20 protein-coding genes are annotated in these 21,780 nt (G+C 47.0%); 17 read left to right on the top strand and 3 right to left on the bottom strand.

The annotated features are described in order from the left end of the window. Positions 1-39: 39 nt before the first annotated feature. Positions 40-459 (top strand): Rrf2 family transcriptional regulator, encoded by a 420-nt coding sequence (locus NYE45_RS23030; protein ID WP_076212458.1) that lies wholly within the window; start codon positions 40-42, stop codon positions 457-459. A gap of 185 nt (positions 460-644) precedes the next feature. Here NYE45_RS23030 and NYE45_RS23025 read toward each other — a convergent pair whose 3' ends face one another. Then, positions 645-977 (bottom strand): hypothetical protein, encoded by a 333-nt coding sequence (locus tag NYE45_RS23025; protein WP_340014162.1) that lies wholly within the window; start codon positions 975-977, stop codon positions 645-647. A 132-nt stretch (positions 978-1,109) separates the two neighbouring features. On the opposite strand from NYE45_RS23025, the gene NYE45_RS23020 reads away from it, so the two are divergent. The 15 genes from NYE45_RS23020 to NYE45_RS22950 all read left to right on the top strand — a co-directional run bounded on the left by NYE45_RS23020 (position 1,110) and on the right by NYE45_RS22950 (position 17,165). Beyond that, positions 1,110-2,261 (top strand): cysteine desulfurase family protein, encoded by a 1,152-nt coding sequence (locus tag NYE45_RS23020; protein WP_340014161.1) that lies wholly within the window; start codon positions 1,110-1,112, stop codon positions 2,259-2,261. Positions 2,262-2,425: 164 nt separating this feature from the next. Beyond that, entirely contained in the window at positions 2,426-2,947 is a 522-nt protein-coding gene (locus NYE45_RS23015; RefSeq protein ID WP_017686814.1) for a PRC-barrel domain-containing protein, read from the top strand. Positions 2,948-2,957: 10 nt separating this feature from the next. Then, the gene (locus NYE45_RS23010; RefSeq protein WP_017686815.1) at positions 2,958-3,167 is read left to right on the top strand and encodes a hypothetical protein; all 210 of its coding nucleotides are present in this window, start codon (positions 2,958-2,960) and stop codon (positions 3,165-3,167) included. Between the two features lie 292 nt (positions 3,168-3,459). Continuing rightward, positions 3,460-4,527, top strand: coding sequence for an AI-2E family transporter (locus NYE45_RS23005; RefSeq protein ID WP_062835873.1), 1,068 nt, complete (start codon positions 3,460-3,462; stop codon positions 4,525-4,527). Between the two features lie 435 nt (positions 4,528-4,962). Next, the gene (gene alaS / locus NYE45_RS23000; RefSeq protein WP_340014159.1) at positions 4,963-7,593 is read left to right on the top strand and encodes an alanine--tRNA ligase; all 2,631 of its coding nucleotides are present in this window, start codon (positions 4,963-4,965) and stop codon (positions 7,591-7,593) included. A 276-nt stretch (positions 7,594-7,869) separates the two neighbouring features. Continuing rightward, positions 7,870-8,130 (top strand): IreB family regulatory phosphoprotein, encoded by a 261-nt coding sequence (locus NYE45_RS22995; protein WP_036616950.1) that lies wholly within the window; start codon positions 7,870-7,872, stop codon positions 8,128-8,130. Beyond that, positions 8,099-8,314: a hypothetical protein gene (locus NYE45_RS22990; RefSeq protein WP_340014158.1), complete on the top strand. Its 216-nt coding sequence runs from the start codon at positions 8,099-8,101 to the stop codon at positions 8,312-8,314. The genes NYE45_RS22995 and NYE45_RS22990 overlap by 32 nt, the downstream gene beginning before the upstream one ends. Continuing rightward, positions 8,259-8,675 (top strand): Holliday junction resolvase RuvX, encoded by a 417-nt coding sequence (gene ruvX / locus NYE45_RS22985; protein WP_062835871.1) that lies wholly within the window; start codon positions 8,259-8,261, stop codon positions 8,673-8,675. Before NYE45_RS22990 ends, ruvX begins: the two co-directional genes overlap by 56 nt. A gap of 12 nt (positions 8,676-8,687) precedes the next feature. Then, positions 8,688-8,987 (top strand): DUF1292 domain-containing protein, encoded by a 300-nt coding sequence (locus NYE45_RS22980; protein WP_017686820.1) that lies wholly within the window; start codon positions 8,688-8,690, stop codon positions 8,985-8,987. Next, complete coding sequence (locus NYE45_RS22975) at positions 8,988-9,302, top strand: DUF1292 domain-containing protein (protein ID WP_062835870.1); 315 nt, start codon at positions 8,988-8,990, stop codon at positions 9,300-9,302. It begins immediately after the preceding gene. A gap of 75 nt (positions 9,303-9,377) precedes the next feature. Next, positions 9,378-10,418 (top strand): endolytic transglycosylase MltG, encoded by a 1,041-nt coding sequence (gene mltG / locus NYE45_RS22970; RefSeq protein WP_340014157.1) that lies wholly within the window; start codon positions 9,378-9,380, stop codon positions 10,416-10,418. Between the two features lie 14 nt (positions 10,419-10,432). Further along, the gene (locus NYE45_RS22965; protein WP_340014156.1) at positions 10,433-11,362 is read left to right on the top strand and encodes a peptidase U32 family protein; all 930 of its coding nucleotides are present in this window, start codon (positions 10,433-10,435) and stop codon (positions 11,360-11,362) included. Between the two features lie 17 nt (positions 11,363-11,379). Continuing rightward, positions 11,380-12,708, top strand: coding sequence for a U32 family peptidase (locus NYE45_RS22960; protein WP_340014155.1), 1,329 nt, complete (start codon positions 11,380-11,382; stop codon positions 12,706-12,708). A gap of 241 nt (positions 12,709-12,949) precedes the next feature. Then, the gene (locus NYE45_RS22955) at positions 12,950-15,232 is read left to right on the top strand and encodes a methyl-accepting chemotaxis protein (protein WP_340014154.1); all 2,283 of its coding nucleotides are present in this window, start codon (positions 12,950-12,952) and stop codon (positions 15,230-15,232) included. 193 nt (positions 15,233-15,425) lie between these two features. After that, positions 15,426-17,165, top strand: a complete 1,740-nt coding sequence (locus tag NYE45_RS22950) for a penicillin-binding protein 2 (protein ID WP_340014153.1) — start codon at positions 15,426-15,428, stop codon at positions 17,163-17,165. Here NYE45_RS22950 and NYE45_RS22945 read toward each other — a convergent pair. Then, positions 17,144-18,340 carry an AI-2E family transporter gene (locus tag NYE45_RS22945; RefSeq protein ID WP_340014152.1) on the bottom strand — a complete coding sequence of 399 codons (1,197 nt, stop codon included), beginning with the start codon at positions 18,338-18,340 and terminating at the stop codon, positions 17,144-17,146. The two genes, NYE45_RS22950 and NYE45_RS22945, sit on opposite strands and share 22 nt — an antisense overlap. A 174-nt stretch (positions 18,341-18,514) precedes the next feature. On the opposite strand from NYE45_RS22945, the gene NYE45_RS22940 reads away from it, so the two are divergent. Then, complete coding sequence (locus NYE45_RS22940; protein ID WP_340014151.1) at positions 18,515-19,918, top strand: polysaccharide deacetylase family protein; 1,404 nt, start codon at positions 18,515-18,517, stop codon at positions 19,916-19,918. Between the two features lie 108 nt (positions 19,919-20,026). On the opposite strand, the gene ilvD is transcribed toward NYE45_RS22940, so the two are convergent. Then, on the bottom strand, positions 20,027-21,712 hold the full coding sequence (ilvD, locus tag NYE45_RS22935; RefSeq protein ID WP_074096200.1) for a dihydroxy-acid dehydratase: 1,686 nt from the start codon (positions 21,710-21,712) through the stop codon (positions 20,027-20,029). Between the last annotated feature and the right edge of the window lie 68 nt (positions 21,713-21,780).

Below are 21,780 nucleotides of genomic sequence, written 5' to 3'. Positions count from 1 at the left end.
GTTTACAATCGTTTCTGAAAATTGAAAGAGGTGACTCCTTTGAAAATATCGACAAAAGGCCGTTACGGCCTCACAATCATGATGGAGCTGGCTGCTAGAACAGGCGAAGGCCCTACATCACTTAAAAGCATTGCCGAGCGCAACCAGCTCTCGGAACATTACCTGGAGCAATTGATCGCTCCACTGCGTAATGCAGGACTGGTGAAGAGCATTAGAGGTGCTTACGGCGGTTATATCCTTGCAGGTGATCCTGCAACCGTGACTGCAGGCGACGTGATCCGTGTACTGGAAGGACCAATTTCCCCAGTAGACTTCACGGAGGAAGATGATCCGGCGAAGCGTGATCTATGGTTGCGTATCCGTGACGGCATTGCAGAAGTGTTGGATTCCACAACACTGAAAGACCTGATTACATTCCAGGATCAGGACAAAAAAGATAGCTACATGTTCTACATTTAAGACCATTAATTCGCATCACAGAAGACACAATAAAGCCCCCAACTTGGGGGCTTTAGACATGCCAAGGCAATGATGGGTACTTTGTTCTTCAACTTCTACAGATCATTTTAATTGAGCAGGGCTATGTATTCAGCCGCGGGATTTACAAGGTGGTCAAGTGTGAACTTAACTGGATCACTTGTAAATCAGCGACTTTTTAAGGTTTCTATATCAGCTTCCATGCGTAACTGACGGCGATTCAAAATATCAATGCTGTGCTGATGGGTATTCAATTCGGTAGTTACTTTGCGTTCAGAGGCTGATTGGGAAGCGTCAAGACGTTTCGTAACTGTCAATGTTTCCAGAACAGCTTGTTGAAGAAGCGGAATGTTTTTAGTTTGTTCCTCTATGGTGTCCAATCTGCTTTCCATGGTATTCAGTCTGTCTTCCATCTTTTCAAGACGTACGTCGATACTGTCGAATCGTTTGTCCATTTGTTGAAGCTGATTCAGAATCTGCCCGAGAATGGGATCACTCATGTCTCTCTCTCCTTTTTGAAATGGATATATAACATTATACACGAAGATGTGACAATAGAGCATCCGTTTCAGTTTCCAATTTTGACAGTTTGCCATGAGATAGAAATTTAACATATAACGGGGTGAAGATAAATGAAACGAATTTATTTGGATCACGCCGCATCGACACCTATGCATCCACGAGTCGCAGAAGCGATGATGAACGTCATGACAGGCCAATATGGCAACGCATCAAGTATCCATGCCTTTGGGCGTGAAGCCAAACGGACCGTCAGCGGAGCAAGGGATGTCATTGCGGCGTCTTTGGGCTGTTTCCCGGACGAATTGGTATTTACCGGAGGCGGCACGGAGAGTGACAATTTGGCAATCTTTGGTGCAGTCTCAACAAGGCAGGATAAGGGGAAACACGTCATTACGACGGCCATTGAGCACCATGCTGTCTTGCATACGTGTCAGGAATTGGAGCGCCAAGGTTATGAAGTAACCTATCTATCTGTGGATCGTCATGGACGAATAAATATGGATGAGTTACGAGAGGCCATTCGGCCGGATACGGTGTTACTCACCATGATGTATGCCAACAATGAAGTAGGCACGATTCAGCCGATCCGCGAGGTGGGTGAGCTTGCCCGTCAGCATAATATCCTTTTCCATACCGATGCAGTTCAGGCTCTGGGCAGCCAGAATATTTCCTGTAAGGATCTTCCTGTGGATCTGATCAGCTTCTCTGCCCATAAAATCAATGGACCTCAGGGCGTGGGCGCACTCTATGTACGGCGAGGAATTGTGCTAGAAGCAAGAGCACACGGTGGGCTGCAAGAGCGTCAACGACGCGCAGGTACGGAAAATATTGCGGGTATTGCCGGATTTGCAGAGGCCCTCAAGATTGCATCAGAGCATACGGAGGCGCATCGTCAGCATGATCTGGAATTACGGAAGCTTTTGTTAGAACAGCTTGAGATTCATGTGGGGACGGAGCACTTTCATGTGAATGGGCACCCGGAGCATACGTTGCCAAACATTCTGAATATCAGCTTTCCGGAAGTGTCCACTGAGACGATGTTAATGAATCTGGATATGGAAGGAATCGCTGTGGCAAGCGGTTCTGCCTGCACTTCCGGTTCGCTTGAAGTATCTCACGTGCTCAAAGCGATGGATCTGCCGGAGACTTTTTTACACTCTGCGATTCGATTTAGCTGGGGATTGGGTAATACTACGGAAGAAATCATGATAACCGCCGAAAAAATTGGAACCATTCTTGGGCGACTGCGTAATAGACCCTAAGGGGAACTTTACACATGGAACAGAAGGAGGGAAGAAGTTCCATTTCATCGGTTGGATAGAAGCGGTTTTGATGATCGGCGTCTGATTGCCACTCATCAACTTTGGGCATACCTAGCAATAGCGCCGCGCCTATTTAATGATAAGAAGATGAGGGGGACCCAGCGATGAAGCTTCAGGAAATGATCGGACTTGCCGTTTTTGATGTTGAGGACGGGAAGCAGGTCGGCAAAATCCAGGATTTCATTGTGAATGATGATTGGGAGATCGAAGGCATTGAGCTTGAGAACAAAGGTCTGTTTACCAATCATGTCAAAATCGTGCAGTGGCAAGATATCGTTGCCTACGGCGAAGATGCCGTCATGATCCGTAATCAACAGGCTGTCCGCAAGACGGGAGCCGACGACATAAAATACACGTACCTCCTCGGTCGGTCTAAATTGAAGGAGATGTCCGTGCTCACCGAAGAAGGTTTGCTGCTTGGGCGTGTCTCCGATGTTTATTTTGACCAAGAGTTGGGAAATACAATAATAGGGATTGAAATTACGGACGGTTTTGTGTCCGATCTGATCGAGGGCCGTAAATGGCTGCCATGTACAAGCGATATGTCCATCGGGGAAAGTGCCATTATGGTGCCGTCTCTGAGTGAACAACGCTTGGAAAATGCCATTCATTCTGTTAATGGATAGGTGAATGAATATGAAATGTCCAAACTGTAGTTCCAAAGATATCGGGAAAATTGGTTCCCATCAGTTTTATTGCTGGGGATGCTTTATTGAATTAACGGTGAACGGTGAGAAAATGTCTGTATATCAGGTGGAAGAAGACGGTACGCTGAGCTCCCTGGATGATTTGTTCTTCGGGGACGAGCTGCCACAAGACTTCCCTCATCTTCACGCTTCTTCTTAAAAAGCAGGATAACTTCCTCTATATGCGGTTTCGTGACAATGTCTGTCATGTAATGCTGTCGTTACTTGTTGGCAGATGTATATAGATGCGGTTACATAATGGTTTAGATGGGGCATGTTTGATTATATGCTCCCCTGGACTGCAAGATGCGCTTCCTTCTCTGATGAAGGAGGCGTTTTTTGGTTCAGGAAATAATGTGAGATTGCTGCTTTCCACTTCTGCGCTGTGTTAATAAATATTACCTTTCCTACATATACTGACTCTCAGAGCCAGTCCAAAAGGAGAGATACAAGTGGAGCAATTAACCAAAAACAAGTTTTTCCGTTACGCGATCTGGCTGCTGCTCGGATTGATCATTTTGTATTTTATATGGCTGCTGCGGCCTTTACTGCTTCATATATATGCTTTCCTGAAAACAGTGCTGGCACCTTTTATCGTAGCTCTAATCATATCCTATGTACTCAATCCGATTGTGAGCATGCTGGGAGGACGCAAGGTGCCGCGTACGATTGCAGTACTGCTCATATATGCCTTTTTCCTGACCTGTATCGGTGTCATTCTGATGAATGTCATTCCAGTCTTAATTGAACAGCTGGAGGAACTTAACGAGCATATGCCAGAGCTGTCCATGCGCGCCCAGAGCTTGATGAACAATATGGATCACAAATTAATGCCACCAAGTGTGCGAACAGGTATGAACAGCTGGTTTTTTCAGATGGAGGATCGACTAACTCAGGGAATTACGGTGCTAATGGACAATATCGGGGCGACCATTAATGTGCTATTTAATGTGTTTATCGTGCCTTTCTTGATCTTCTACATGTTAAAAGACTTTGAGGTATTTGAACGCACCATTGTGGCGTATCTTCCTCGTTCACGTCGCAAAGCGATTGTCTCGGTGATGAAAGAGATTGATACTGCGCTGGGAAACTACATACGGGGACAGTTTATTGTCTGTGTCATTGTTGGTATCTTTGCCTACATAGGTTATATCGTCATTGATATGCCGTATGCGCTGCTGCTTGCGAGCATTGTGGCGGTGTTTAACATTGTGCCCTACTTGGGGCCGTTCCTTGGTGCTGCCCCTGCTGTGGTCATGGCATCGACAGTATCGTTTAAGATGGTGCTGCTTGTTGTCATTGTGAACACACTGTGCCAGGTGCTGGAAAGCAACGTTATCTCTCCTCAAGTGGTGGGGCGCACGCTGCATCTGCATCCACTGTCGATTATATTTGCACTGCTCGTCGGAGGTGAACTGGCAGGCATTGTAGGTCTTATTCTGGCGGTGCCCGTTTTCGCCGTACTGAAGGTGATTGTGCAGCACTTTTTCGCCTATTACATCAAACGAAGGACCGACTAAATAGTAGGGTTAGACCTTCAAGGCAGCTGCGTTGACACCCGCTTGTGCTACCGATATAATGAGTGTGTATGTTTAGAACATGAAATCGATGATGAAATAAAGTACGCCGAGGGTTCCTTTCCTCAGAGAATAGACTTCTTCAGATCAGGGTGAGCCTGAACTGATGGCTGGAAGAGTCTTGAAAGATGAAGCGGCGGAAAGCTAATTTCGGAGTGCAGGACAACCCTGCCGGGCGCGACCGTTATTTCGCATGAACGAGGAGATTGTTTGTTTGTCCGTGCAGCAAGGGATGAACAGCAATAACCAGGGTGGTACCGCGATAACATCGTCCCTGATTATTCAGGGGCGTTTTTTGTGTTTATTTTTACAAAAATAATGTTGACCAACCGGAGCGAATACGCAACGGACTATTATAATTTAATGGGGGCATCCAGTATGAAAGCCAGTGAAATCCGGTCCAAATGGATAGAGTTTTTTGCAAGTAAAGGTCACAAAATCGAGCCGAGCGCTTCGCTCGTACCTCACAACGATCCTTCTCTACTGTGGATCAATGCGGGTATGGCACCGCTCAAACCTTATTTTGACGGACGTGAGAAGCCGGAGAACCCGCGTCTTGCGAACTCTCAAAAGTGTATCCGTACCAATGATATCGAGAATGTTGGTAAAACGCGTCGTCACCATACGTTCTTCGAAATGCTCGGCAACTTCTCCATTGGAGATTACTTCAAGGAAGAGACCGTTACCTGGGCATGGGAGTTCCTGACTAGCAAAGAGTGGATCGGTTTCGACCCGGAGCGTCTGTCCGTAACGGTATATCCGGAAGATGAAGAAGCATTCAAACTGTGGAACGAAAAAGTGGGACTGCCTGCGGAGCGTATCATCAAATTGGATGAAAACTTCTGGGATATCGGCGAAGGTCCATGTGGACCTTGTACCGAGATTTTCTATGACCGCGGCGAAGCTTACGGAAACGACATGAGTGATCCTGAAATGTATCCAGGTGGGGAAAACGAACGTTATCTGGAAGTGTGGAACCTGGTATTCTCCCAGTTCAACCATAACAAAGATGGTAGCTACACACCGCTTCCTAACAAAAATATTGATACAGGTGCTGGTTTGGAGCGTTTTGCTTCGATTCTGCAAAATGTGGATTCCAACTTCGACACAGACCTGTTCCAACCGATGATTCAGAGAACAGCTGCTCTTGCGGGTGTGAAATATAACGACAGCGTAGAGATTGATGTTGCACTGAAAGTCATTGCCGATCATATTCGTACCGTTGCCTTTGCAGTAGGTGATGGCGTTCTGCCAAGTAATGAAGGACGTGGATATGTCATCCGTCGTTTGCTTCGCCGTGCAGTACGTTATGGTAAAGTACTTGGACTGGACCGTCCATTCCTGTATGAACTGACCACAACCGTTGGTGAAGTGATGGGCATGTACTACCCTGAGGTAGTGGACAAACAAGAGTTCATCGCCAAAGTAATCAAAACCGAGGAAGAGCGTTTCCACGAAACACTCACAGATGGTCTGGCTATTCTGGCTGATATCAGTGGCACTGCCAAATCCGAAGGACGCACGGTTATTAGTGGACCTGAAGCTTTCAAACTGTATGATACGTACGGTTTCCCGTTTGACCTGACAGAAGATTATGCCGCAGAGCATGGTCTGACTGTAGATCGTGAAGGTTTTGATGCTTCGATGCAGAAACAACGTGAACTTGGACGTGCTGGGCGTCAAGAGAACGAGAGCATGAAAGTCCAAGGCGGACCACTTGCTGATCTTGAGGTTAAAAGCGAGTTTGTTGGTTATACTGACCTGTTGACGGAAGCAAAAGTGGTAGCCATCGTTGCCGGTGACGCCCTTGTTGACACTGTAGGCGAAGGACAGACGTGCCAGATTGTTCTGGATAAGACTCCGTTCTACGCGGAAAGTGGCGGTCAAGTGAGTGATCAGGGCTTGCTGCGCGGTGCTAGTGTAACAGCGAAAGTACAAGGCTTGTTCAAAGCTCCGCTTGGACAACATGTACATCTGGTGACAGTGGAGTCCGGTGAACTGCGTGTAGGCGATGTAATCAATGCTCAAGTAGACGCGGCGAAACGCGGCGACATTATCAAAAACCATACGGCAACTCACTTGCTGCACAAAGCGCTCAAAGATGTGCTCGGCACGCACGTAAACCAGGCGGGATCGCTCGTAGAGCCACAGCGTCTGCGTTTCGACTTCTCTCACTTCGGCAGCATCACCCCGGAAGAGTTGACAGAGATTGAGCGACAGGTGAACGAACAGATCTGGAATCGTCTGAACGTGAACATCGAGTTGAAAGCTATTGATGAAGCCAAAGAAATGGGTGCGATGGCTCTGTTTGGCGAAAAATATGGAGATATTGTACGTGTCGTTCAAGTTGGAGACTACAGTTTGGAACTTTGTGGCGGCTGTCACGTAAATAATACTTCAGAGATCGGAATCTTCAAACTGGTGAGCGAGAGCGGGATCGGCTCCGGCGTTCGTCGGATCGAAGCTGTAACTGGCCGTGGCGCATATCTGTATGTGGAAAGCCAGTTGGAATTGCTCAAGCAATCAGCAGCGCTGCTCAAAGCAAATGTGGCTGATGTGCCTAAACGGATTGAAGGTCTGAACCTTCAACTGAAAGAAGCAGCCAGAGAGACTGAATCCCTGCAAAGCAAGCTGAGTGCCATGGAAGCAGGTCAACTGACCGATCAAGTGGTACAAGCAGGAAATACACAATTACTCGCAGCACGTGTAGATGCTCCGAACATGGATGCACTTCGCACAGTGGCCGATGAGTTGAAAATCAAATTGCCTAACGCCGTTCTCGTATTGGGTGCCGCAGCCGATGGCAAAGTGAATTTTGTAGTGGCTGTACCTGCTGAACAAGTAAAACAAGGATTACACGCAGGCAAAATCGTCAAAGAAGTCGCAGCAGTATGCGGCGGTGGCGGTGGTGGACGTCCAGATATGGCGCAAGCCGGAGGTAAGGATGCGACCAAGCTCGATGAAGCGCTGAAACTGGCGGTTTCGCTGGTTAGCGGGCATAATGCATAGATCGAACGAGGGGCTTTCAAAGGCCAAAATATAGTTCGAAAGGTTCTGTTCGTTTATACGGAGGTTGGATCGGGATGCTTCTTCCCGTCCAACTTTTGTACCTGAGAGCGTGTGGAATCGAATGATGCAATATGCTGAAGCCAGTAAAGGACAAGCAAAAAACACAATTGCCTTATCCTTTGTTTACTTGTGGCAGTCAGAATATGTTATTATATAAACAGAAATCAATTCGGCAGGACATGGTCCCCATGTTCATGCAGGAGCGAGGTGTCATCAATGGACTCCATGGATAAGACGGTTAAATTTAATGTGAAAGGTGACGAACAGGAAGCATCATCCAAAGAGATTCTTCTCACGGTATATGATGCATTGGTCGATAAGGAGTATAATCCGATCAACCAAATTGTTGGGTATCTGATTTCCGGAGACCCGGCATACATTCCTCGTCACAACAACGCACGTAGTCTGGTCCGTAAAAAGGAGCGCGATGAGCTGATTGAAGAGCTTGTACGTTCCTATCTGGCCAATCACCGGTAATGTACGCCGCTTCCGCTGTGTTGCAGCCATGCAGGCAGCGGGAAATGAACCGACAGAAGACAGCCTGAAGCTTGAGAAGGCGATTATTAATAATCGACCTGAGCAGGCCCCAGGATGGGAGAGCATGGATGAAAATATTAGGTTTGGACTATGGGGACCGAAGAATCGGAGTTGCCGCGAGTGACGCCTTCGGTTGGACTGCCCAGGGATTGGAAGTGCTAGAACGCCGCCGTGATGAAGGCGAGTTCGCTCGGATTGCCGAACTTGTGCGTGAGCATGAGATTAGTGAGATCGTAGTCGGACTTCCCAAAAACATGAACGGCACCGTAGGACCGCGCGGTGAGATATGCATTGCTTTTGCCGAACGCCTGCGGGATGAACTGAATTTACCTGTTCACCTTTGGGATGAACGGCTGACAACCATGGCAGCAGAACGTACGCTGATTGAAGCGGATGTCAGTCGGAAAAAACGCAAGCAGGTTGTGGACAAAATGGCCGCAAGCTTGATTTTGCAAAATTATTTGGATGCCAATAGTAGAAGGTGAGGGGGATCAACAATGGCTGAAGATCAACTGGGTATGGAAGAAGAAGCGGAAATTATTTACATTGCGGATGACGAGGGTAATGAAGAGGAATTCGAAGTCATCATGAAGTTTGAAGTAGATGGTTCGGAGGCCAAGTACATGATGGTTGCTCCGGTTGAACCTGAAGATGGCGAAACGGATGTATATGCATTCCGTTATGAAGAAGAGGGCGACGATATTAAACTTTTCGTCATCCAAGATGATGCCGAGTGGGATATCGTCGAGGAGACGTTTAATACATTTCTTGCTGAAGATGAAGAGGAAGCGAACTAAATGACGGAATATAGCCGCAAAGACCTGAAATGGACAGATTCACTGCGTCTGGCATTCGGTGCTCATGTTGAGCTCGAAGAAGAGAACGGTAAATCACAACCGTATGACTTGTTGGCTGAGTTCGAAGTCGGCGGTCAGCAATACGCGGTGCTCCGCAGTTCGTTGCGACCTTATGACGAGGTTGAACTTCTGCGGGTATCGCCTGGAAGTGAAGACCAGATCATGCCGGAGTTAGTTACGATTGACGATGATGATGAGTGGGAGAACATCTCGGAACTGTATGATGAATGTACACTCCCCATAGACGAAGATTAATCAGCTTCAAATTGAAGAAACCGGGAGGGCGGAGAAGTCCGCTCTTTTTGGTTGTGTAAAGGAGTTGTTTCTTTTTTGAAAGGGAAAGCAATAGTAGTCATACTGCTTATCATTGTAGTTCTTGCCGGAGGCGCAAGTGGATACGTATGGAGTTTGATGCGTCCTGTGGAAGCTTCTACAGAACCGGTCGTATTCGAGATTAAGAGCGGATCGGGAACTTCGAAAATTGCGGATCAGCTTCAAGAAGAAGGGCTCATTCGAAGCGGGTTAGCCTTTAAAGGGTATTTAAAGTTTAAAAAACTAGGTTCTAATTTCATGGCGGGTACATATTCTATGAATCCTGGCGTGACATATGATGAGATTGTTAGCAAGCTGAGTAGTGGTGAAGTTGTACCAGAAGAAATGGTGAAGTTTACAATTCCGGAGGGTTATAACGTGCTGCAAATGGCGGGTAAGCTTTCTTATGAGCATGTTGTTGATCGGGATGAATTCATCAAGCTGGCCAATGATCCTTCGGCCTTCGATGTGGATATCGTCAAAGATATTCCAGTGGATGAAGAACTTCGGTATGTACTGGAAGGATATCTGTTTCCGGAGACGTATGAGCTGAAAAAGGGAAGTTCCACGCATGATGTGATGCAACGGATGCTGGAAGAATTCCAGACCAAGATCAATTCCATTCCTGATCTGGAAGCCAAGCTCCAGGAAAAGAACCTTTCCCTGCATGAACTGCTGACGATTGCGTCACTGGTGGAGAAAGAAGTTGTGGTGGACGAGGAGCGTGCTCTGGTTGCAGGTGTAATCTACAATCGGATCAATCAGGATATGAAGCTGGAGATTGATGCTACCGTGCAATATCTGTTGGACAAGCCGAAGGAGCGATTGTTTTTCAAGGATCTGAAGGTGCAAAGTCCCTACAATACGTATCTGAACAAAGGCTTACCACCAGGTCCAATTGCCAGTCCAAGTCTTCCATCCATCGAGGCAGCGCTAAATCCGGAAGCTTCGGAGTATCTGTTCTATGTGACGAAAAAGGATGGTTCGTCCGGACATTTGTTTGCCAAAACGTATAAGGAACATCAGCAAAATATAGCCAAAAGTAAGGCTGCGCAATAAGCGGAGGGGATTATATGAGTAAGAAACATGAACTGCTCGTTACAGCAGCGAATGTGAAAGAGGCAGAAGTGTTGCTTCAGGCTGGAGCAGATGCTTTGGTTATCGGAGATGATCGATTCGGCATGCGTCTCCCAGGTAGCTTCAGTGTGGAAGAGACAGCAGAGGTGGTTGCCATTGCAGCCAAACATCAGGCGCGTGTGTATGTATCCATGACTAATCTGATGTCCAACGAGCTACTGAAAGAATTGCCTGAATATGTTCAGGCTTTGGGTAGAATCGGTGTGGATGGTGTGGAGTTTAATGATCCATCTGTGCTGGCTACCATGAAGGAATACGCGCCACATGTCAAGCTGCACTGGAATGCAGAGATGACTTCAACGAACTATGCGACGGCCAACTATTGGGGAACCAAGGGAGCGAGTCGTGTTGTGCTTGCCCGTGAGTTGAATATGGACGAGTTGACGGAAATGGTTCCTTTTTTGAAGGTGGAAGCTCAGGTTCAGGTGCATGGTATGACGAATATTTATCATTCCAAGCGCAGTCTGGTGCAAAGTTATATGGCTCATCAAGGACGGCCGGTTGAGGGACATCTGGGTAAAGAACGGGGATTGTTCCTGATTGAGGCTGAACGCCGCGATGAGAAATTCCCGATCTATGAGGACATGAACGGCACGCACATTATGAGCTCTGAGGATATATGTATCCTGGAAGATCTTCATCTGTTGATGGAAGCGGGTGTGCACAGTTTCAAAGTTGAAGGCATGTTAAAATCGCTTGCTTACAATGAAGCTGTTGTACGTGCGTATCGGGCAGCGATTGACAGTTATGTAGCCGATGCCGATGCATATGCGTTCTCTGAAGATTGGCTCGCTGAGGTGCGGCAATTACAGGACCCTGAACGTGAATTGTCGTTTGGATTTTTCTATAAAGAACAAGTGTATTAATAGACGAGGTGAACAGAATGGAAACAGTGGCGGTACAGCGGAAGTTCTCGGGTAAACGTAACCGTCTGGACAAACCGGAGCTGCTAGCTCCGGCGGGGAATCTGGAAAAACTGAAATTTGCGATCCATTACGGTGCAGATGCCGTATATATCGGTGGACAGGCCTATGGACTGCGTTCCAACGCGGATAACTTTAGCTTTGAAGAGATGCGTGAAGGTGTGGAGTTTGCGAAAAAGTATGGAGCCAAAGTGTTCGTAGCAACGAACATCTATGCACATAATGAGGATGTTGAAGGTATCGAAACGTACCTGCAAAACCTCTACAATGCGGGAATCTCTGCGATCATCGTAGCCGATCCGGCAATCATTGAAGTAGCCCTTCGTGCTGTGCCGGGTCTTGAGGTACATCTGAGTACTCAACAATCCACACTTAACTGGCAAGCCGTGAAGTTCTGGAAAGATGAAGGACTTCCGCGTGTTGTTCTGGGACGTGAGACGAGCTTTGAAGAGATTGAAGAAATCAAAGCGAATGTGGATATTGAAATTGAAGCCTTTATTCACGGCGCGATGTGTTCATCGTATTCCGGCCGTTGTGTGCTCTCCAATCACTTTACGGATCGGGACTCCAACCGGGGTGGCTGTTGCCAGTCTTGCCGGTGGAAGTATGATCTATTCGAGGATGCGAGAGAAGATGCGGTGTGGGTCAGCGAAGAGGACATGCAGATGCAGACACCTGCGCCATTCAAACTGGGTGAGAACCAACTTCCCCTCTTCCAGGAACAGGACAATTCATTCTCCATGGGATCGAAGGATCTGTGCATGATTGGTCATATCCCCGAGTTGATTGATGTGGGTGTGGACAGTTTCAAGATCGAAGGACGCATGAAATCAATTCACTATGTGGCTACTGTGGTTAACGTATACCGTCAAGCCATTGACGCCTATATGGCTGACCCTGAAAATTATGTTCTGAAGCCTGAGTGGGTTGAAGAAATGAACAAAGCGGCGAACCGTCCGCTGAATACCGGATTTTTCTATGATACACCAGATCATGAAGATCATATCTATGAGCCGGAAGAAAAGGCCGTACCTTTTGACTTCGCTGGATTGGTCATGGGATATGATGCTGAAACGGGAATGGCAACCATTCAACAGCGCAATCACTTCAAACCGGGACAGGAAATCGAATTTTTCGGTCCGGGAGGTCACTTTTTCAAACAGATCGTCGGTGAAATACAGGACGAGGAAGGCAATGTTCTCGATGCTGCCCGTCACCCGTTGCAACTGATTAAAATGAAGGTAGATCAGCCAGTTTCGTACTTCGATATGATGAGAAAAAAGAAGTAGGCTCAAATACCTACAATGTGTCAATATTGTATTATGATTTAACAAAATAGTGTTATGAAATTTACATTTGGGACCTCCGTTTATCGGCATATGGGGGTCTTTTTTTTATAGAAAAATAGGAATAAAGTTGTAAAATATTTCTGGAATGTGAAAGGGGAAAGAAGAAAGCTGTCGAATACTACATATTTATAGGGGAGAGAAAGAAAAATCCAACAAGTAAATTACTGGCAGGTGAATGGGATTGGTTCAAAAGAAGCAGAAAGACAGTGGGGAGCAAGTGACAAAAGCCGAGCAGGTTAAGCCTGAGAAGGTTCAGAAAGTGAAGAAAGAAAAAGTAGTTAAAAGCAAAACGACAGGTAGTGGCAAGAGATTGTTCAAGCTTGATCGCAGTAAACTCAAGCTGGGCTGGATCAAGACCGATTGGGTGAAGAAACAATTGAAAAACCGGGATTGGAAAAACCTTGGGGGGTCTTCTTTCAAACAGATTAGGAAGGCGAATCCGGTTAAATCCGTAGGGGTTAAACTGTTCTTGATCTTCTTTGCGGGGATTATGATTTTTGTAGTGAGTTTGGGTCTATTATCCTATTCGAAAGCTAAGGGTACCATAGAGACGAATGCGTCACGTGCCAATCAGGAGACGATTGATCAAACCAAACAAAAAATGGACATCATTTTGGAGAGATTTGTGGACACATCCACACAGATTTTCTTTGATCCGGAAATGCAGTCCTTGCTACAAAAAATGTCAGATCAAAATCTGACTGCGTATGATACATTCATAAACTCAAGTTCAATCAACAAGCAACTGTCCAATGTTGCATTTACAAATAAATCTATGGAAGCGATTTATTTGGTACCTACGGACGATACAAAGTCCATCATGGGTACAGGTAGCAACAGTTCATCCATGGGCAGCATTCGTCAGGAAGCATGGTACAGTGAGTTGATTGAGGCGGGCGGTTATCGCTGGCTTCCAACAGAGGTCAAGGAAGATGGCTCAACCCCAACGTTTAAAATTGCACGTTCGATGAAGAACCTGCAGGGAACGACTCAGTCGTATGTTTTGGTGATTGAACTGAAACTGGAGGTCCTGGAAGAACAATTGAAATCGCTTGATCTGGGACCAGGAGCTGTTCTGCAACTGATCGCTCCGGATAATAAAGTGGTTGCATCCTCCATCCCGGATCGTACGGGACAAGATACAGAGCTTGCATTTGTTAAAGAATTGACCGAACCGGCAGGTAGCACGAATACGGAGTATACGGTGGACGACAAACCTACTGAAATGCTGGCTGTATATAGCACGATGGAGACATCCAATTGGAAATTGGTTGGTATGATACCTACCTCTGTTTTGGTTCAGGATGCCAAAGGTATTCTGACTCTTACCCTGTGGATGGCGCTGATTGATGCGGGTATTGCAGTGTTGATAGGGATCTGGATGGTGCGCATGATCGCCCGTCCACTTGGCAAATTGAAAGATCTGATGCAGGAAGGTGCGAAAGGTAATCTTAAAGTTCGTACCCCATATAGCTCCAAAGATGAAATTGGCCAGCTCTCATCCGCATTTAATCTGATGATGGAGCAGATCACGAAGCTGGTTGAACAAACCAATCGTTCTGCACAGGAAGTACTGGATACCGCATCCGAGCTAAGCAGTGCATCCAAGAAAACGGCTGTGTCTGCTTCTGAGATTGCTGTAGCAACAGAAGAGATTGCAGGTGGTGCAGGCAGTCTGGCAACGGAAGCGGAACGTGGCAATGAATTGACGGATAATATCTCTCGTCAGATGGAGAGCGTGATCGCTGCCAACGAACAGATGGGCGATTCTGCTCGTCATGTAGAGAAATCCAGTCACACCGGCTCACAACATCTGAATCAGTTGATGACCAAAACCCAGAAGACAGAAGAAATGATTGGTGCACTGGTGAATAAGGTTGATTCGCTGAAAGAGAGTACGTCTTCTGTTCTGAAAGTGCTTGAAGTGCTGCAAAACATAACAAAACAGACGAATATCCTTTCCCTGAATGCAACCATTGAAGCAGCACGTGCCGGTGCAGCCGGACGCGGATTCATGGTGGTGGCTGATGAGGTTCGTCAGCTCGCGGCTCAATCCAGACAATCCATTGAGATGGTTGGAGAGATCACAGACAAAATCATGACCGAAATGAATGAGACAGTGGATGCTTTGTCTGCAGCCTATCCGTTATTCAAGGAACAGATGGATGCGGTGAAAGATACCAACGTCATCTTCGCTTCCGTACAGGAACAGATGGGTGCATTTGTAGAACGTCTGGGCATGGTGACAGGTTCTATTGGAGATTTGAACAAATCTCAAAGTACGTTGTCTGAAGCGATGAGTAATGTCAGCGCCGTAGCTGAAGAATCTTCTGCAACGTCTCAAGAAGTAGCTTCCTTGAGCAGTGAACAGCAAAATATCAGTAACCAGCTGGTCAATCTGTCTGGCAAACTGGAGAACGTGTCCACTGAACTGAAAGAAACATTGTCACGCTTTACGGTGTAACAAGCCAAGGTTGAAATGAGGAGAACCTGTTCCGCACATGGGACAGGTTTTCTTATGTTTACCGGATAATTCCAAGCCTTATCAGCAATAATATATCAAAACGACAAAAGGTGAGATTGGGATGCATCTCCTTGCGAAACGGCGGATCTATATAGCTTGTATTCTTCTAACAATTGTCTTTGGGTTACTTATATTGAGATTGGGATGGATTCAGATCGTTCAGGTCAATCAGACCATGCCTGGATTTCACCGAACCGTACGAGAAATGTCTGTATTGCAGCGTGAACGCGGCGTAATGCTTGATCCAGGGCGGGGACAATTTACGGATTACAAAGGCGAAGCGTTGACGGGGAAGCTGCAATGGGGCTTGGTTCTTTTTCCACAGGCAGATCTATCAGAGAAATTACGCAAGTATGGAGCGTTGGAAGGCTCCGAGATGACACAGTTGGCAGCGATATTACATACGAATCTGGATCAATTGAAGAAGGAATGGAATGAGGAGAGTGCACCTCATTTTTGGACAGCAGGTGCACATCAACCTGTTCATTTGACCGATGCTCAGATAGAGCGTCTCCGTAATCTGCACCTGCAAGGAGCTGGCATATATCCGATGATGACTAGGTATCTTCAGGGATACACGGGAATGCAGTGGATGGGTTATCTGGCTGAACAGCCGGGATCTTCCAAAGGACAAGCTGGGCATCAGGATGAAGTAAAACAGCCATTTGCCATGAAATCCGGCGCAGCTGGACTGGAGAGAACGCTCGAACCCCTGTTGATGGGCATAGGTCCTACGATGGTATCACGTATGGTCTCGGGCGGTGGAGAGATTATCCCTGAGATACAGCCGCACGTCATCGCACCAGCCAATAGTCATTATCCTTTACGTGTGGAAACCACGGTGGATGCCGACTTACAGCGTGGATTGGAGCAGCTGACAGAGGAATCTGAATTAGAAGAGGGGGCCGTTGTTGTGCTTGATGCCGCTAACGCAGATGTTCGCGCCATGATATCACGTCCTTTCTATCAGCCACAACACGTGGACCCCAAACAATCGGCTTGGGGGAATCGAGCAGTACAGGGAGCCATTCCAGGCTCTATTTTCAAAATCGTCACTGCGGCGGCTGCGCTGGAGTACCATGCGGTTTCTAACGGAGAAGAATTCCATTGTGGGGGTGAGTACGGAAAGTATGGGTTGTCCTGCTGGAAGGAGCATGGGCATGGGAACCTGAATCTGGAGCAAGGGTTTGCCGAGTCTTGCAACATCGTTTTTGCGGAAACGGCGCGCAGGCTTAGCATGGAACAACTGGAGCAGACGGCAGATCGTCTGGGACTGGCACGTTCTGTTGGTTGGGAGGGGAAACAGATGGCTGGGATGCCTGTCTTACGGCACTTTGATCATGAAGATCACGGGCGCGTGAGAACAGAGGCAGTTTCGTCTGACGATGAAGGAGCGAAAATCCAGACAGCGATTGGTCAGCGAGATGTCTTGGTCACACCGCTGCAAGCTGCCAATCTGATCGTGACATTGCTGCATGATGGGAAGGTTAGTGCCCCGCGTCTCGTTAAGCGCATCCGGTATGCTGATGGTGGCACCATGCTGGAGATGCCCTTGCATGATTCACCTTCAACCGCAGGACAGATTGCTCCCGCAACAGCGCATAAACTGCTATCCTGGATGAATAAGGTAGTCCGTGAGGGAACAGGAAAATCCCTGCAGCATGCGCGGTGGCATCTTGCAGGGAAATCTGGCACAGCTCAGGTACAGAAAAATGGGCAGAAGCGCAATCATCAATGGTTTATTGGTTATGGACCGATAGAGCATCCCAAGTACGCTGTAGCTGTTCTTGTCCAGAATGTCTCTCCTGATAGCCGTCATCAGGCGACGGCTATCTTCGGGAAGATCATGGACTATTTGGCTGAGTCCTCGTGATCCTTCGCAGGAACGGGATGTTGTCCCATAGACTCGGCAGATTTTGCTGAGGCCTTGTTAACGGGTGGTTCCATCACCAATGGAGAGGACTCAAATTCATCTTTTGGCAAGTGAATCCACTTTTGCAGGTACCCTTGTTGTAACAGTTCTTTCAGAAGGATCAGGAGCACTGGAGATAACACGACACCCGCAAGGCCGAAGATCGAAAGGGAAATCAGCATAAACGAAAGCATCAAGTACGCCGAGGACACACCAATCGAGTTACCCGAAATTTTCGGTTCCAGCAATTGTCGTGTCAGCATCGTTACTGCCAGAATGACAATCAGGCCGATCGCCAGGCTACTGTTGCCTATAATAAACAAGTAGACAATCCATGGAATGAATACAACAGGAACACCGAGCAAAGGTACCAGATCAAAGACCGCACAGATGGCTGCAATGGTAAAAGCGTTAGAGGTTCCCAAAATCAACAAACCTGCATAAATCAATACGAACGTAATAAGCATCATGATCATCTGTGCCTTCAAATACGAACGGATCGTCTTGAACACATGATTACGCATGAATTCAATAGCCAATTTCAAAGTTTTAGGCGTTTTCGCACGGGCGAACTTGCGCCACGATTCGATCTCGATACTGAGAAAGAATGCCAGAATAATCGCAATTCCGAAGTTCGTAATAAAGGAAGAGAATGAACTGAGGAAACCGACGACGAACTGTGCTCCGCTCGTTACCCATTTGGATAGGAAACCGGTCAGTGTTGCAAAATATTCGTTCGCTTTTTCCATAATACCATCAGGTAGAGCATCCGACTTGTCCTGCATAAATAGAACCAGATTGGTGAATTCACGCTGTATCATTTCAATGTATACGGGAAAATTATCTTGAAGATTGGAAATTTGTGAAATGATAATTAAACCTACCCCAAAAAAGGCAGCGACAATTAATGCAAGAAACAACAAGACGGAGATGGCGGCTCCAAGCGTCTTGGGCAATCCTTTGCGATGTAAAAATTTGGCCAGCGGTTCAATCATCCAATACACGATGAATGATAAAAAGACGGGTGCAGCCATTTGGTATAATTGACTGAAACCGTACATGATCACATACACGGTTAATACGAGCAATGCGATGTCAAAGACGGTTCGCCCGTATTTTTTGTAAAGCGGTAGCATGGACATGGCTCCTTTAATGGCAATAATTAGATTGTATTTATTGTACACGATAGCTATCTTTTTGGGAAAACAGGATTCAAGAAAAGTCTGAACTATGATAAAATTAAAGGCGGTTTATTTTAGATAGTGCCATGGCGCACCGTAATTCAGCAGGAGAAGTGGGGAGCTTGCAACATGACAACGATACTTCAGAGTATTCTACTGTGGTTATTGTATCTTTCATCTTTTTACGCCTTTATTCCAAGTTTGATTAGCAGGCTTTTCGGTTTTCGTGTATTCCGACGGGGAAGAAGTGATACACAATTTGCATTAACGTTTGACGATGGGCCAGATCCACACTATACGCCGAGACTTCTCAATCTGCTCCATCAGTATCAAGCGAAAGCAACATTTTTTGTCGTTGGAGAACATGCTGCGAGACATCCAGAACTCATTCAGCGCATACATGAGGAAGGCCATCTTATTGGTATTCATAACTATATTCACAAAACGAACTGGCTCATGCGGCCACGTACCGTTCGTAACCAGATCCAGCGAACCGGTCAGATTATTCATGAAGTAACCGGAGAGAAGACTTGTTATTATCGTCCACCGTGGGGGATTATGAATCTGTTTGATTTTTTCAGCAAGAAAGAACGCAAAATCGTACTGTGGTCTTCCATGTTTGAAGACTGGAGAAGCCGAGTAGGTGCCCAGAGATTGACTGAACGGATGCTGAAGGAACTAAGAGGTGGAGAGGTCATGCTGCTGCATGATCGAGGAACCACTCTCGGTGCTGATGCACACGCGCCGGAGCAGATGCTTCAGGCGCTGGAAGTCGTCTTGCAGGAAGCTGAACGGCTTGGGCTGCAAAGTGTACGGGTCGATACGTTGATGGGAGGTATGACAGTGAGCGAATCTCAGAGCAAGACTCAATTACAGGCACCGTTAAAGCTATGGAAACGAATCGTTGTTGCCTTATGGCTGGGCTGGGAGAAGCTGTTCCACTGGGTATATCATCTGCGGACGGCTTCGCCAGAGGACCCGATGCTGCACTTCAGATCCCGTGTATATCATGGAGCGCGGGTGGAGATGAATGACGGCCATGTCATTCAAAACGGAGATCCGGTGATTGAACTGCATTTTGACAATCAGAAGTTGTTCGAACTTGGGGTGACTTCACGGTCCAGTATGCATTTGGCGATTCGCATGATTCGCACGATGGAGCAGCAATTGCCGGATTTGGCGCGCATGGTAGCACTTGAACCTGATTTACGTTCTGCCAAGGCCATATACGGTGTGAGTATGATTAATAGAGGTCCGGAAAAGTTCGGCTTTACCATACAAGATTTGCCCCCTGGACCGTTCAGTGCTGCATCCAAAGTGTACCTGAAGCTGTTGTTAAGTGTGATTCATCCGGCGGGAACCAAACGTCTGAAACAGCGCACAGAACAATTGGTGCCCAAGATGATTGCCATGCCGCTGGATCTGCTGCTGGAACGTTATGGTCAGCATACAACGCAGGTGGCAGCAACAGCAGAAGAGGTTAGAGTTGGATCGCTTGTGATCGAACAAGAGATACTTCCAGAGCGGAACTAATTAACTAATTAGCGTAAAAGAAAAGGGTTGCCCTTCGCCGATTTGGCAGAAGAGCAACCCTTTATTTATTAACTTGCTTCCGTTAGGTTAGATAACGGATCTCATGAATTAGATACTCAGTACGCCGCCATTGCTTGCATTCGTAACCAGTTTGGAATAACGAGCCAGGTAACCGGTTTTTACTTTCGGTTCAAAGCCTTTCCAACCTGCGCGACGACGTTCAAACTCTTCGTCACTGATGTGCAATTCAATGATACGGTTGTTCAGATCCAGTTCGATGATGTCCCCTTCTTCAACAAAGGCGATTGGACCACCTTCAGCTGCTTCCGGAGAGATATGTCCGATACTGATTCCGCGGGATGCACCAGAGAAGCGTCCGTCAGTGATCAGACCGACTTTAGCACCAAGACCCATACCTACGATCTGGGAAGTAGGAGCTAGCATCTCAGGCATGCCTGGTCCGCCTTTTGGTCCTTCATAACGAATAACAACAACATGTCCTTCTTTTACTTTGCCATTGGCAATGCCTTCCAGCGCTTGTTCCTGGGAGTCAAAGCAGATAGCAGGACCTTTGTGGTATCCGCCAACCGAAGCATCAACCGCACCAACTTTGATGATCGCTCCTTGTGGTGCAAGGTTACCAAACAATACAGCCAGGCCGCCTTTTTCGGAATGCGGGTTATCCAGGTGGTGAATAACATTTGTATCCTGAATTTCTTTTCCTTCAACGTTCTCACGGATTGTTTTACCTGTTACCGTAATGCAGTCTCCATGAATTGCGCCTGGTTTCTTGAGCAATTCGTTCAGCACTGCGCTTACGCCGCCTGCATTGTGAACGTCTTCGATGTGAAGATCGGAAGCAGGTGCAAGTTTCGCCAGATGCGGAACGCGGTTAGCTACTTCATTGATACGTTCGATTGGATACTCGATGCCTGCTTCATGAGCCAGTGCCAGTGTGTGCAGTACTGTATTCGTAGAACCACCCATCGCCATATCCAGTGCAAACGCGTTATCGATCGCTTCTACAGTAACGATATCACGTGGTTTCAGATCCATTTTGATAAGTTCCATCAGTTGTTTAGCAGATTGTTTAACAAACTCACGACGCTCAGGAGCAACGGCAAGGATGGTTCCGTTACCTGGCATAGCCAGTCCCATTGCTTCAGCCAGACAGTTCATGGAGTTTGCGGTAAACATACCGGAACATGATCCACATGTCGGACAGCCGAACTGTTCAAGTTCGAGCAAGCTCTTATCATCGATTTTACCTGCTTGGTAAGCACCCACACCTTCAAATACGGAAGTCAGGGAAAGAGCTTTACCATTGCTGTCACGACCGGCTTTCATCGGTCCACCGCTGACAAACACGGTAGGGATATTACAGCGGAGTGCACCCATCATCATGCCGGGTGTAATTTTATCGCAGTTCGGGATACATACCATGCCGTCGAACCAGTGTGCAGATACAACGGTTTCCACGGAATCCGCGATAATGTCACGGCTTGGCAGCGAGTAACGCATACCAATGTGTCCCATGGCAATACCATCATCTACTCCGATGGTGTTGAATTCGAATGGAACGCCACCGGCTTCACGAATAGCATCCTTTACAATTTTACCGAATTCCTGAAGGTGGACGTGGCCGGGCACGATATCGATGTATGAGTTACATACGGCAATAAACGGCTTGCCGAAATCCTCTTCTTTAACGCCCGCTGCGCGGAGCAAACTCCGGTGTGGTGCACGGTCAAAACCTTTTTTGATCATATCGGAACGCATCTTCTTGGCTGACATGGTGTATTTCCCCCCAAATATATAATATTGAGCAACATGAATGGAAAAGTAAATGGCAGTGCATCTGT

This window comes from Paenibacillus sp. FSL K6-1318, assembly GCF_037976905.1.
Classification (GTDB): Bacteria; Bacillota; Bacilli; order Paenibacillales; family Paenibacillaceae; genus Paenibacillus; species Paenibacillus amylolyticus_A.
This window is presented reverse-complemented; position numbering and strand designations above follow the sequence as displayed.